Raw genomic sequence first — 12,646 nt, 5'->3', positions numbered from 1 at the left:
TAATTTTTACCCATTATTAGTATATAATGGGTCAAGGAAGGAGTTGGATTCGTGCTTACAATTGAAAACGTAACGAAAACATTCGGCAGCTTTACCGCTGTTGACAATTTGAACCTGCAAATACCTGAAAGAGAAATGTTCGGGCTGCTCGGCGCAAACGGCGCGGGAAAAACGACGACCTTTCGGATGATTTTAGGTCTTTTAAGCCTGACTGACGGGCATATCACCTGGAAAGGGCAGCCGGTCAATTATTCCATCAGTGAAAAAATCGGCTATCTCCCGGAAGAGCGGGGGCTGTACCCGAAAGTGAAGGTGAGTGACCAGCTTGTCTATCTGGCGAGATTAAAAGGAATGGGCAAAAAAGAGGCGGAAAAAGAGCTCATGACATGGCTCGAGCGGTTCGGCATTACAGATTACAAGAATAAGAAAGTCGAAGAGCTGTCGAAAGGAAACCAGCAGAAAATCCAGTTCATTTCGGCCGTCCTGCATAAGCCTGAACTGCTGATTCTCGATGAACCTTTCAGCGGTCTTGATCCGGTGAATGTCGAGCTGCTGAAAGAAGCGGTCATTTCTTTGAAAAACAGCGGCGTTTCCATCGTTTTTTCAAGCCACCGAATGGAGCATGTGGAAGAGCTTTGCGAGAATTTATGCATTCTCCAGAAGGGAAAACCCGTCGTTCAAGGCAATCTGAAAGACATTAAGCGGTCTTTCGGCAAAAAAAATGTCACCGTTCATTCAGATGATGACCTCAGCTTTTTAAAAACGCATGAAGGCGTCGTGAAATGGAAGGAAACAAATGACGGGATCAGACTGCAGGTCGCGAATGAACCGGTTTCTCAGGATATTTTCCGGGCGCTGCAAGGGAAAGGTTTTATACGGAAGTTCGAATTGGAAGAGCCGTCACTGCATGATATTTTTATAGAAAAGGTGGGGGCCGTTTATGAGTAAATTTTGGATTATGCTGTTTCATACATATAAAAACAAAATCACGACAAAGTCATTCATTATTTCGACCGCCATTACCGTTTTATTAGTATTAGCGGTGACCAACCTGCAGTCGATTATATCCGTGTTTCAATCGGATGACGGCAAGCAGCAAATCGCGGTGATTGATGAAACGGGCGGGCTGTACCCGGCGTTTGCAAAACAGCTTAAAGCGGCGGATACAGACAATGATCTGCAGGCAATGGAGACGAAGGAGTCCGAAAAAGATGCCGTAAAGCGTGTCAAAGACGGTGAATGGGACGGACTGTTTATCATCAGACAAGATCAAAAAGGAACGATAACAGGAGCATACAAGGCGCTGACCATTTCCGATGAATCAGCGTATAAACTGCTCAAGCAGGCTTTAACCCAGACAAAAACCGCTGTCGAAACCGCCAAGCTCGGCATTTCGGCAGAAAAAGTCAGCAGCCTCTACACTCCGCCGGAAGTCAGCAAAGACGCGCTGGAAAAAGGGGCGAAGTCTGAGGAAGAGCTCGGTCAGGTAATGGGGCTTGTATACATCATGCTGTTTGTCATCTACTTCTCAGTTATCATGTACGCAAGCATGATTGCGATGGAAGTGGCGACGGAAAAATCGTCCCGCGTCATGGAAATTTTAATTTCAAGCATGCCGCCGATTCAGCAGATGTTTGCCAAACTGTTCGGTATCGCGCTCGTGGGGATCACACAGTTTGCGGTGCTGATTGCAGCGGGTTATCTCTCACTGAAGCTGAACCCTCAAAATGATGCGTCGTCGCCGATCAGTGCATTTCTCAATTTTACGGATGTTCCCGTCTCGACGATAGTCTATGCCGTCATTTTCTATTTGCTCGGCTATTTTCTTTACGCGACGCTTGCCGCGTTTCTAGGCAGTGTTGTCAGCCGGATAGAGGACGTACAGCAGACGATTCAGCCGATGGTTTTTTTAGTCGTGGCAGGTTTTATGATCGCCATGTTCGGCATCGGCAATCCTGACGCCGGTTTTATTACCGTTACATCTTACATTCCGTTTTTCACGCCGATGATTATGTTTTTACGCGTCGGGATGCTCGATATCCCGTTTTGGCAGGCTGCGGCCGGAATCGCCCTGACACTGCTCACTATCGTGATCTTTGCAGCGGTCGGCGCGAAAATTTACAAAGGCGGCGTTTTGATTTACGGAAACGCCAGCGGATTCAAAGCGATCAAACAAGCGCTGCGCATCTCCAAGAAATAAGTGAAACAGCCCGGAACAGCCGGGCTGTTTTTTTATTTTGCAGAACGTGCATTCGTATAAAAACGGTGCTAAAATAAGGGTAATTCAATTTGCAGAAAGGGGAGGGCGAGATGGCCGATCTGACGTTTATTCATGCCGCTGACCTGCATCTGGACAGCCCGTTTTACGGCATTTCGAATCTGCCTGAACCGGTATATGCGCGTATTAAAGAAAGCACATTTCACAGCGTCCGCCGACTGACGGACGGGGCACTCCGGGAGCAGGCAGATTTCGTGCTGCTTTCTGGGGATCTGTTTGACGAAGCCAACAGAAGTTTAAAAGCCCAGCTGTTTTTGAGAAAACAGTTTGCGAGATTACAGGAAGAGGATATCCAAGTGTTCGTCATATTCGGCAACCATGATCATTTGGGCGGTAAGTGGACGCCGATTGAATGGCCGGAAAATGTACATATCTTCACCTCGGATACACCGGAGGAAAAATCTTTCTTTAAAAACGGAGAGCTTGCGGCAAGCATATACGGATGCAGCTATCAGGAAAGAAGCGTAACGGTCAATCAGGCGGCCCGTTACCGGAAAATGACCGGCGCGCCTTATCATATCGGCATGCTCCACGGCATGTTATCAGGAGCGGAAGGGCATGACCCGTACTGCCCGTTTACGAAAGAAGACCTTGAAAAAAGCGGCATGGATTACTGGGCGCTCGGACACATTCATAAACGGCAGGTTCTGTCCGCCCAGCATCCCGCCGCCATTTACCCCGGGAATATTCAAGCCCGGCATTTAAAAGAAACCGGACCTAAGGGATATTATCTCGTCCGGGCGGCAAACGGTGAGATGTCTTGGGAATTCAAAGAAGCGCATGATGTGTTATGGGAGGAAATTGATCTTGATATCTCCGGAGCTGAACATATGACTTCACTTCTGAAAACCGCATCAGATACATTCTCCGGCTTGCGCGCGGCGGGCCGCCCGGCATGTGTCAGGCTGGTGCTTCGCGGCGCAGCGCCCCGCTTTTGGACGGAGGCGCCCGCAGGCATCGCGGAGGAGCTTCTTTCCGCTTTACAGGAGGAAGAGGCCGAAGAGGAATGTTTCGTCTGGCCGCTTGCGCTTGAGGATCGGACGGACGAAACAGACAGCGTGCCGCCCGATCCGTTTTTTAAAGGGCTGCTTCAGGACATAGAACAATGCGCGGACATGAGCGGTGTATTTGAAGCCCTGGAGCGTCATCCCGTATACCGGCGTCAGATGGCTTCATTTACAGATGAAGAGATACTGGATATTAAGCGGCAGGCTCAAGCCGTTTTAAGACGCCAAATGAAGGAGCTTCAGCGATGAAAATAACGGCGATGCATATTTACCAATATGGAAAATTTTCTGACCGAAGTTTTCAGCTGTCAGATTCTCCCGTGCAAGTGATCTACGGATTAAATGAAGCGGGTAAAACGACATTGATGTCCTTCATCAAAAGCGTGCTGTTCGGTTTTCCGAAATCAAAAAAATACGAACCGAAAAACGGCGGGGTTTACGGCGGCACTGTGGAATTGAAGCATGGCGATCACGGTGCTGTCAAAATCGAACGGACAAAAGGCGCCGCCGAAAAAGTCAGAGTGTATACGGCTTCAGGCGAAATCAAGGACGGAGAATGGCTCAAACAGCTTCTCTCCGATACAGACCGGGCGCTGTACGAAGCGATCTATTCGTTTGATGTATTCGGACTGCAAGAGATTCAAGCTTTTAACCGGGACAAAATCGGCGAGTTTCTCCTGTATTCGAGCTTATTCGGGTCGGAAGCGGCAGCAAAGCTTGACGGGCGACTGGCAAAAGAACTTGACAGGATGTATAAGCCGAACGGGCGGAACCCCCGCTTAAATCAGGAGTTGGATACATTAAAGCGGCTCAGCGCCCAGCTGAAACAGGCGGAAGCTGCGGAAGCGGGCTATCACAGCCTTCTGGAAGAGAAAAAAAGCGCCGGCGGCCGTTTGCAGGATGCCGAAGCACGATTGAAAGACATAACTGAAGAAATCAAAACATTAAAATCGGCGATAGAAGCAAAGCCGCTCGCAGACAAAAAAACAGCCTTGGAAAGCGAACTTTCTTCTTATCCGGAAGCATTGAAGCAATTCCCGAAGGACGGAATGCATCAGCTTGAAAAATACGAATCGCATCTCCATCCGAAAGCGGCCCGTCTTGAGGGGCTTCGGGCAAAAGCGGCTGAACTCAGGCGGCAGGCTGATCTGCTCGCTCCAAATGAGGACTTGCTGCAAAAAGAGCGGCAGCTGCAGGAGCTTTCCGGCGAGCAGCATATGTACGAATCGCGCGGCGAACAGCTTGCCGCCATCCAATCACAGATCCGGCAGACATCTGCCCGCGTTTCGTCAGGATTGCAGCAGCTCGGAAGACATGAGGAGGACGGCATTCTTTCACTGAACACCGATTATGAATATGAATGGCGGCTGCAGGAAGCTGTGCAGAGCGCCGGACAGGCTAGAGAAAGAAAGACACAGCTTGATGCGATTTTCGAACAAGCGCGGCTGGAGCTGGAAGAAGCCGAACGAAAACATGCCGTGACGGCGGAAAACATTTTGGACCCCGCTGTCAGGAAAGAAAAAGAAGCCGCTTTACAAGCATATAAGCAAACGGCTGATACAGAAGGAAACGAATGGCAGGCACATGTACAGCATCTGGAAAAACAGCGCGCCAAACAAAAAAAGCTCTTTCTCTGTGCGGGCATTCTGTTCATTGCGATTTTCGCTATGTTAAAGGAATGGCTGCCCGCCGCCCTTTTTACCGGTGCTCTGCTGCTGTATATGCTGTCAGGCATGCAAAAACCGCTGCCGTCAGAAAGAGGAAGGCCCGGACACAAGAAAAAGAAGCCCACGATCTCCAAAGAAGCGGCTGATCTTCTGCAGGAAGAGCTTTGGCGTGACGGCCGGCACCGGCAGCAGCTGATTGCGGATCAAGCCGTGCTTGAACAGAAAGAAGCGGCATATGAAAGAGTCATCCGCCAATATGAAGAATGGGAGGCCGAAATGGCGCCGTATGAAAAACAGGCGGAACTTTTTATGAATGAACTGGGGTTTTCAGGAAGTCCTTCCCATCTTCTTGACGCATATCATGTGATGAAAGATGTCAAAAAAGAAATCCTTAACAAGCATGAGCTGACCATTGAAGCGGGCAGGCTGCAAAAGCTGCAAAGAGCATTTGAGGACCGGGTCAAAAAGCTGAGTCCTTCAGACGGAAGGGAGCTGTCCGTAAAAGAAAGACTGCACGTTTTGCTGGCTCAGGCGGAACGGGCCCGTGAGGAAGCAAAACGAAAACAGGCGCTCGAAACGGATCTGCTGCATGCACAAGAGCAAATGCGTGAATTAAACGAAGAAGTTCATTACTACGAACAGCAGGTCAAACAGCTTTTCATGGCGGCAGGCGCAAAAAACCGCGAACACTTTTGTGAACTCGCCAGGCTGAATGAAAGCCGCCGGGAAACAGAGCGGCAGCTGCGCGAAATCAAAACGCACTTGTCCGGCATAGGCGGAAAACAGCTGGAGCCGTACATGAGCCGCACAGTGTCCGAACTTGAACATACAGTCGTTCAGAAGGAAACAGAGAAAAAAACGCTTGAGGAAAAAAGCGCGCAGCTCCGTGAGCAAACCGCTTTATTAACGGTGAAGCAAGAGCAGCTGGAGTCCTCGGGGCTTGTATCCGATTTAAAACAGCAGACAGAAATGCAGAAGGAGCGCGTGAAAAAAACCGCTAAAGAGTGGGCCGCATTACAGACGGTCAGACACATTATAAGGGAAAAAATGGAGCGGCATAAAAAAGTGACGCTTCCCCGTCTGTTAGAAACCGCCGGCGCATTATACGGACCGCTTACGGACGGACGCTATCACAAATTGTATTTCTCCGAGGCTGATGATTCCATTATGGTCATGCGGAAAGACGGAACGGTGTTTTCTGCAGGCGAACTCTCACAGGCGGCATGCGAGCAGCTTTATGCGGCGATTCGTTTTGCCCTTGCGTCAGAGAGGGAATCTGCGGTATCACTGCCGTTTTTACTTGATGACAGTTTTGTCCATTTTGACAGGCAGCGGCTGCAGCGGCTGTTTGATGTGCTGAATCAGCTTTCAGAAGGCGGGCGGCAGATACTTTATTTCACCTGCCATGAGCATGTCAGCCGGTCTTTTCACAGCGGACAAGTCATGCGGCTCCTGTCATAAAAGAGTTTATTTTCAAAAAAGAGGTATGTGCTATACTGGTATTATGTAAGATATGGAGGGAGCTTTTAATAGAATGGCAAAAGGTATTATGCTGCACGAGGTCGGCGAGCAGGTCGATCAATACTTTCTGATTAAATCTTCGACTAAGGGAATCGCAAGCAACGGAAAACCATTCCTGACGTTAATGCTGCAGGACCAATCGGGAGATATCGAAGCGAAGCTGTGGGATGCCAAGCCGACTGATGAAGTAACATACGCGGCGCAGACGATTGTGAAGGTGATCGGAGATGTCCATCACTATCGCGGACGAAACCAGCTTAAGCTGAGAAACATCCGGCCGGCCGGCGAGAACGAAAATGTCAGCATTGATGATTTTCTGGAAACGGCGCCGATTCCGAAAAATGAAATGATGGAAACCGTCACTCAATACATTTTTGAAATGAAAAACCCAAACATCCAGCGGATCACAAGACATCTGGTCAAAAAATATGCGGCTGAGTTTATGGATTACCCGGCTGCGGCTAAAAACCACCATGAGTTCGTCTCCGGGCTCGCGTATCATGTAGTGTCCATGCTGAACCTGGCAAAAGCGATTGCCGATCTGTATCCGTCTCTTGACCGGGATTTACTGTATGCCGGAGTCATTCTGCATGATCTCGGCAAAGTAAAAGAGCTTTCAGGCCCCGTCTCCACGACGTACACCGTGGAAGGGAATCTGCTCGGGCACATTTCGATCATGGTGACAGAGCTTTCAAAAGCAGCCGAAGAGCTTCAGATTGACGCTGAAGAAGTGCTGATTCTGAAGCATTTGATTTTAAGCCATCACGGAAAAGCGGAATGGGGAAGCCCGAAACCGCCGATGGTGAAAGAAGCGGAAATTCTGCACTACATTGACAATCTGGATGCAAAAATGATCATGATGGACAGAGCGCTGGAACGGGTGAAGCCGGGCGAATACACAGAGCGTGTATTTGCGCTTGAAAACCGTTCTTTCTACAAACCGACTTTCCATCAATAAGATAAAAAGGCCGATTCTCTATGATCGGTCTTTTTTACGTTCAGCTCTCATAACTTGTCTTTATCAAGCATAGCTTAGAATAAAGACTCTGGGTGAAAAAGGGAGGAAACCGACGTGCTATTTTTTCCTTGGTGGGTATACCTTTGCATTATCGGAATTATTTTCAGCGCTTATAAGCTTTTCACAACAGCTAAAGAAGAGGAAAAGCTTGACCAGTCGTTTATTGAAAAAGAAGGAAGGGTGTATATTGAACGGATGGAACAGGAACGCGAGCGCCGTATGGCGGCGCCCGCAAGTGAAAACGGGGATGCGGAAGAAAACTCCAATCATTCCATCGCATAAAAAAACTGTGCGGCTCGCCGAGAGCCCGCACAGTTTTTTTATTTAGATTGAGAAGATGATGATGTTGAAGTGTTAAACGTGTCTTTTAAGTCCTTGTCTTCAACTTTTACGTCAGCTTTTTTCATGACTTTTTGAATTGCCGCCTGTACAGCTGAGTTGTCGTTTAATTTCTGCTTAAGAACTTCTTCTTTCAGTTCTTTTTTCATGTCATCATATTTGCCGCGTTCTTCTGTCTTTTTGATGATATGATAACCGAATTTGGTTTTGACCGGATCGCTGACTTGTCCGACTTTCAGGCCGAATGCAGCTTTGCTGAATGTTTCATCCATTGACTTTTTATCGAACCAGCCAAGGTCGCCGCCGTTGTCTTTTGAGCTGTCAGTTGAATATTCTTTCGCAAGCGTTTCAAACTTCTCGCCTTTTTTCAGCTTTTTCTCCACTTCGTCAGCTGTCTTTTTGTCAGCGACAAGGATGTGGCTCGCGCGGATTTTACCTTTTAAGCCGTCGTAATATTCTTTCGTATCGGAGTCAGTCACTTTGATGTTGTCTTTCGCCGCTTTTTGCGCAAGCAGTTCGTACTTCACCTGATCTTTCAGGTAATCTTCGCCGTACTGCTGTTTAAGGGCGCTGTACTGATCGCCGAGCTGCGTTTTGTACTCTTTCAGCTTGTTATCGATTTCTTTATCCGATACTTTGTATTTTTTTGCTAATACTTTTTCTTGTACGAGCTGTGTCAGCACACTTGCGCCCGCGGTTTTTTTCATGTTCGTGTAGAGCTCGCCTTTTGTTACATTTCCGGCATCCGTCTTGGCAATCACGTCGTTGTCGCCGCTGCTGCAAGCGCTGAGAGCCAGGACGCTCGTTGCCGTAATAGCTGCTATCGCGATTTTCTTCATTCCATTAAACACTCCTAATCATCCAAATTAAATTGCATATGCGTATCATAACATATTGTGGCTTTCTGTAAAAAGATTTTAAATAAAGGGCATTCGTCTAGTCAAACTTTTTCCTGATACATACAAATATATTGATCATGAAAAGGAGGTAATGAACCATGGGCGGAGGATATTCAAACGGTTTCGCACTGCTCGTAGTACTGTTCATATTGCTTATCATCGTAGGTGCAGCTTACATTTGTTAAGCGAAACGGATCGCTTTTTCCAAAAGCGGTCCGTTTTCTTACCCGGGCGCCTAATCGTTTCAGAAGTAAATTGCATATGATGTAATTGGAAAAATAAAACGTTTTGTAGGAGGTGCTTTTGGAGATGGGTGAAGTATTTGCAGGCGGTTTTGCATTATTGGTTGTTCTGTTCATCTTATTGATCATCATCGGCGCTTCTTGGCTTTATTAAGAAAAAAATATGGCTGTCGGGGGTCAGACCTCCGTCAGCCATATTTTTTGCCTGTTTACACAGTAAAGGAGATCTCGACGAATGAAGAGATCAGTAAAATTAAAATAGATACATTAATAAAACGGAATACCTTATCCTGCCGGTCTTCAGGAATCTCTCTGACAAGGCATAATGTATTTGTGAGCCTGTTTATGAAATAAAGAATAAACAGGGCAGCCACGATAAAATAGAATAAAATGATGGGAGATTCCCCCTCTCTCTGAACTGCTCCCATATTACATTACCAAATATTTATTAAAAAAGATAGAATGTAACCTGAAAAATCAGCGGGACATCAAGACTCCGGCACTTTTTTTACTAAAATATCAAAACCGTCGGATTCCTGGTCAATCAGACATGATTTGGGCGCTTTGACCAGATGGAGCGCAAACAGAAGATCAGGCAGGCAATACCCCGCATGAATACTCGAAATCATATAAAAGTAATGAGCGTGTCTCGGAAATGCCAGTCCGGCATAAAACAATAACGGCGTAATGAATAAAAACGGGCTGATCGTTGAAATCAGCATCGTTGTTTTCGGTATGCCTTTCCATGTCGGCATCCGCAAGAAGTACATTTTCATTTCCTTTTTTCTTTTTTTACAGATCATCGGCAGGACATGTATGACTTTATGTACAAATAAAGTAACAACGAGCAGAACACAAAAAGCAAACACGTGCCCGTCACTTAAACTGATATTCGGACGCAGCAGCCCGAATGCCAAGAAGTTGCATATAAAAAACAGGATCATAAAACCTACAGCAGTCAATAATAAACGAACCGCACCATAATCTTTGATCAGATTAATGGTTTTCCAGCAATTCATCAGAGTCATCCTTCCGTACAAAGATGGAATACAATCTCAAAATAATTTACTCTCTTCAGGAGAAAAAATCAATCCTTTTTTAAAGAAAAAAATAAACCTGGAAAGAGAAGAACAGAAGAGCTCGATGAAACATGGAAATGTACGGTTTAACCTTTCTTCTCCATTCATTATCAGCTAAAATAAGATTAAAGATAGAAAGAAGTGAAACGGATGGATTCAATGGATCAGCGTATCGGGCGTTTAGAATATTACATACAATTGCTGGTGAAAACGGTGGATATGGATAAGTACCCTTTTTATGCGATGATGATTGAAAAAGGGCTGACCGAAGAAGAAGGAGAAGAGGTCGGGCGGATCTGCCGCGAATTGGAGGACGAGCTGGAGTCGCAAAAAGCGCAAGGCTTTGTGACGTTTGACAAGCTCCTTGCGCTTTTTGCGGGACAGCTGAACGAAAAATTAGATGTTCATGAAACGATTTTTGCTCTGTATGAGCAGGGGCTTTATACAGCGCTGATGGAAGAATTTATTGAGATTATGAAGCACTTTGATTAACTGTTGATCGGTTCCAGCTCTTCAGCCGTTTCATGGGCAGCCGATTCGTCTGCTTTTTTCTTCAGCCTTCCGTCTTCACTATCAAAATCATTGTTTATGTTTGTCAATGATTTCTCGAATATCTCCATAAAATCTTCTCCGTAAATGTGGCGGATGACACAGGTTAATTCTTCAACCTCAGGAAACTTCCCGAATAAGTGGTAGATCGGCTGTGAGCCTTTAAACACAGCGTTTCTCGACGGATCAAACTCCTCAAGCAGGCTTTCGAATACATTTTCCCCTTCTTCTGTTAACTGAATGTACGTGTTCCGTTTATCATTCAGCCGCTTGGAAAATTTCAGATATCCCCGTTCTTCAAGCTTTTTTGAAAAGTTAAATGCAGTTGATACGTGCATAACGCCGAATTTGGCGATTTCTGAAATAGAAGCTCCTTTAAGCTGATAGGCAATCCATAATATATGATGCTCATTAATATTAAGATCGTACGGCTTCAGCCAATTCTGCCAGTCTTTCTCGATAGATTTCCAGAGCGCTTTGGACAGCTGCGCCATTTTTTGGGTATAGATTAAAGCTTCTTTTAGATCGTAAGGCGGTTCAACACGATTCAATACAGATCACCTGCTTCACATTTTCTTTTCCTCTATTATGCCAATAAAATAAAGATTAATAAAGATGAAAATTTAAGAATTTTATAATAAATTCTTCATCCGTTGCTGGGAAAGGCTTTAAACCGCAAAAAAAAGTGCGGAACGCAATATGTCCGCACTTTTTTTGGTTGTATAGGATATTAGTTTTGTAAGGTTTTCTCCAGCTGTCTGATTTTCTCTTCGATATCAGCGATTTCCTTTTGGAGATCCTGCTGGTGCGGCTTGATTTCCTCCTGCCACCTTTTAATGCTGGTCTGAAGCTCTCCGCCTACGTCTTTAATGACTTCTGCGCTTTCTTTCGCCGTTTGGACAAGCTGGTCCTTAAGCGCCATTCCGTCTTTTTTTAACCGTTTGATTGTGTCCTCAATTGAATTGCAATTCGCTTTGATTTTGCCCCGCAGCTCTTTTCCGGATGAAGGAGCCGAGAGTAACACCGCTGCGCCTCCGATCAATCCGCCTACGAAAAGGCCTGTTAAAAGGGAACGTCCGTCAGCCATTTGAAATCACCCCGTTTTTTTTCTCATAACTTTTATCATTTTTGTTCAGAAGAATAAACTTCTATACATAGCTTGCTTTATTTTAGCATATTTTTTAAGGGAAAAGGAGGGAGAAGGTTGTCTGTCTTTATGATTGTTTTATCTTGTATGGCTCTTGTCTTTGCGGCGGGCGCCGTTTATTACCTGAAACTGCTCGGCCAGGCTGCTTCTTATCCGCCGAAGCGGGTCGTCCGCCAAAAGGCCATTGTCTGCTCAGCAGGAACCGCCCTCGCATTGTTCCTTATCTTTTTCACAAAACTTCTCGTATAAAACATGCTGAAACACATTAAAAAACCTCTTCCGGCCGGAAGAGGTTTCGGTATGCGGTTATTTCACCGTTTCAATCATATTGGACCGTTTTAAGATCGTCTGCACAATCGGATGCATAATGATAATGGCGATCGTATTCAGCGCAGCCGCCGGAAGGACGACCGCGAGCACCAATGCGGTGAATCCGCCCGGCAGGCCGACAATCAGAAGGGCCAGCGCCAAAAAGAGCAAACCGGAGATGAAGGTGCCGGCTATCGTAATGACGGCGGCGGCCGCTGTTTTCACGTTCTTCTTCACTAAAAGCGCCAGCGCGAGAAACAGAAACGCCGTTACCGGTTTTTCAATGATATTCGGAAGCTGTCCGCCCGGAAAAGATGTCGTGAGTGCGGAAATGATTCCCGTTACAATCCCAATCATCAGCACGTTCTGCACACGGGGGAATAACAGAATACCCATAAACATCATCACAAGCATCATATCGGGTTTCATTCCGAATAATACCGGCGGCATAATGGAATGAAGCACCGCTCCGATTGCCGCAAACAGGGCCATAATGACTAATTCTTTTGTTTTCATACTAAGCTCTCCTCTGCTAAGCTTTTTCGCCATCCAATAATATGCTCGTCATTTATTGCGATGGCCGGAAAAATT

Annotated in this window: 16 protein-coding genes; 10 read left to right on the top strand and 6 right to left on the bottom strand. The window is 46.3% G+C overall.

Features of this window, described 5'->3' with window-relative positions:
* Positions 1-51: 51 nt before the first annotated feature.
* From HWY38_RS11795 to HWY38_RS11770, 6 genes are all read left to right on the top strand, one after another.
* Positions 52-948 (top strand): ABC transporter ATP-binding protein, encoded by an 897-nt coding sequence (locus HWY38_RS11795; protein ID WP_007409231.1) that lies wholly within the window; start codon positions 52-54, stop codon positions 946-948.
* On the top strand, positions 941-2,200 hold the full coding sequence (locus tag HWY38_RS11790) for an ABC transporter permease (RefSeq protein WP_007610385.1): 1,260 nt from the start codon (positions 941-943) through the stop codon (positions 2,198-2,200). The genes HWY38_RS11795 and HWY38_RS11790 overlap by 8 nt, the downstream gene beginning before the upstream one ends.
* Positions 2,201-2,310: 110 nt before the next feature.
* A complete protein-coding gene (locus HWY38_RS11785) occupies positions 2,311-3,534 on the top strand; it encodes an exonuclease SbcCD subunit D (RefSeq protein ID WP_224181895.1) in 1,224 nt (407 codons plus the stop codon).
* Entirely contained in the window at positions 3,531-6,413 is a 2,883-nt protein-coding gene (locus HWY38_RS11780; protein ID WP_224181894.1) for an ATP-binding protein, read from the top strand. Before HWY38_RS11785 ends, HWY38_RS11780 begins: the two co-directional genes overlap by 4 nt.
* A gap of 73 nt (positions 6,414-6,486) precedes the next feature.
* The gene (yhaM, locus tag HWY38_RS11775; RefSeq protein ID WP_003155251.1) at positions 6,487-7,431 is read left to right on the top strand and encodes a 3'-5' exoribonuclease YhaM; all 945 of its coding nucleotides are present in this window, start codon (positions 6,487-6,489) and stop codon (positions 7,429-7,431) included.
* A gap of 114 nt (positions 7,432-7,545) precedes the next feature.
* On the top strand, positions 7,546-7,773 hold the full coding sequence (locus tag HWY38_RS11770) for a sporulation YhaL family protein (RefSeq protein WP_012117207.1): 228 nt from the start codon (positions 7,546-7,548) through the stop codon (positions 7,771-7,773).
* Positions 7,774-7,811: 38 nt separating this feature from the next.
* Here HWY38_RS11770 and HWY38_RS11765 read toward each other — a convergent pair whose 3' ends face one another.
* Complete coding sequence (locus tag HWY38_RS11765) at positions 7,812-8,669, bottom strand: peptidylprolyl isomerase (RefSeq protein WP_032874331.1); 858 nt, start codon at positions 8,667-8,669, stop codon at positions 7,812-7,814.
* Positions 8,670-8,827: 158 nt separating this feature from the next.
* Here HWY38_RS11765 and yhzE1 point away from each other — a divergent pair, with 158 nt between their 5' ends.
* On the top strand, positions 8,828-8,914 hold the full coding sequence (gene yhzE1 / locus HWY38_RS11760) for a sporulation protein YhzE1 (RefSeq protein WP_017417375.1): 87 nt from the start codon (positions 8,828-8,830) through the stop codon (positions 8,912-8,914).
* Between the two features lie 124 nt (positions 8,915-9,038).
* Positions 9,039-9,125, top strand: coding sequence for a sporulation protein YhzE2 (gene yhzE2, locus HWY38_RS11755; protein ID WP_003155248.1), 87 nt, complete (start codon positions 9,039-9,041; stop codon positions 9,123-9,125).
* 55 nt (positions 9,126-9,180) lie between these two features.
* Here yhzE2 and HWY38_RS11750 read toward each other — a convergent pair whose 3' ends face one another.
* Both HWY38_RS11750 and HWY38_RS11745 read right to left on the bottom strand, forming a co-directional pair.
* On the bottom strand, positions 9,181-9,399 hold the full coding sequence (locus HWY38_RS11750) for a hypothetical protein (RefSeq protein ID WP_003155245.1): 219 nt from the start codon (positions 9,397-9,399) through the stop codon (positions 9,181-9,183).
* Between the two features lie 60 nt (positions 9,400-9,459).
* Positions 9,460-9,990, bottom strand: coding sequence for a DUF3267 domain-containing protein (locus HWY38_RS11745; protein WP_007409225.1), 531 nt, complete (start codon positions 9,988-9,990; stop codon positions 9,460-9,462).
* Between the two features lie 210 nt (positions 9,991-10,200).
* Between HWY38_RS11745 and HWY38_RS11740 the strand changes: the two genes are divergently transcribed.
* Positions 10,201-10,542 (top strand): YhaI family protein, encoded by a 342-nt coding sequence (locus tag HWY38_RS11740; RefSeq protein ID WP_003155243.1) that lies wholly within the window; start codon positions 10,201-10,203, stop codon positions 10,540-10,542.
* Here HWY38_RS11740 and HWY38_RS11735 read toward each other — a convergent pair.
* Positions 10,539-11,150, bottom strand: a complete 612-nt coding sequence (locus HWY38_RS11735) for an HTH-type transcriptional regulator Hpr (protein ID WP_224181893.1) — start codon at positions 11,148-11,150, stop codon at positions 10,539-10,541. The two genes, HWY38_RS11740 and HWY38_RS11735, sit on opposite strands and share 4 nt — an antisense overlap.
* Positions 11,151-11,329: 179 nt before the next feature.
* Positions 11,330-11,686 (bottom strand): YtxH domain-containing protein, encoded by a 357-nt coding sequence (locus HWY38_RS11730; protein ID WP_007409224.1) that lies wholly within the window; start codon positions 11,684-11,686, stop codon positions 11,330-11,332.
* A gap of 117 nt (positions 11,687-11,803) precedes the next feature.
* On the opposite strand from HWY38_RS11730, the gene HWY38_RS11725 reads away from it, so the two are divergent.
* On the top strand, positions 11,804-11,995 hold the full coding sequence (locus tag HWY38_RS11725) for a hypothetical protein (RefSeq protein WP_007409223.1): 192 nt from the start codon (positions 11,804-11,806) through the stop codon (positions 11,993-11,995).
* 57 nt (positions 11,996-12,052) lie between these two features.
* On the opposite strand, the gene HWY38_RS11720 is transcribed toward HWY38_RS11725, so the two are convergent.
* Positions 12,053-12,571: a tryptophan transporter gene (locus HWY38_RS11720; protein WP_224181892.1), complete on the bottom strand. Its 519-nt coding sequence runs from the start codon at positions 12,569-12,571 to the stop codon at positions 12,053-12,055.
* Positions 12,572-12,646 lie beyond the last annotated feature (75 nt).

It is taken from the genome of Bacillus sp. KS1, from assembly GCF_020075515.1.
GTDB lineage: Bacteria > Bacillota > Bacilli > Bacillales > Bacillaceae > Bacillus > Bacillus velezensis.
Note: the sequence above shows the minus strand (reverse complement) of the source record. Positions and strands in the feature narration are given on the sequence as shown.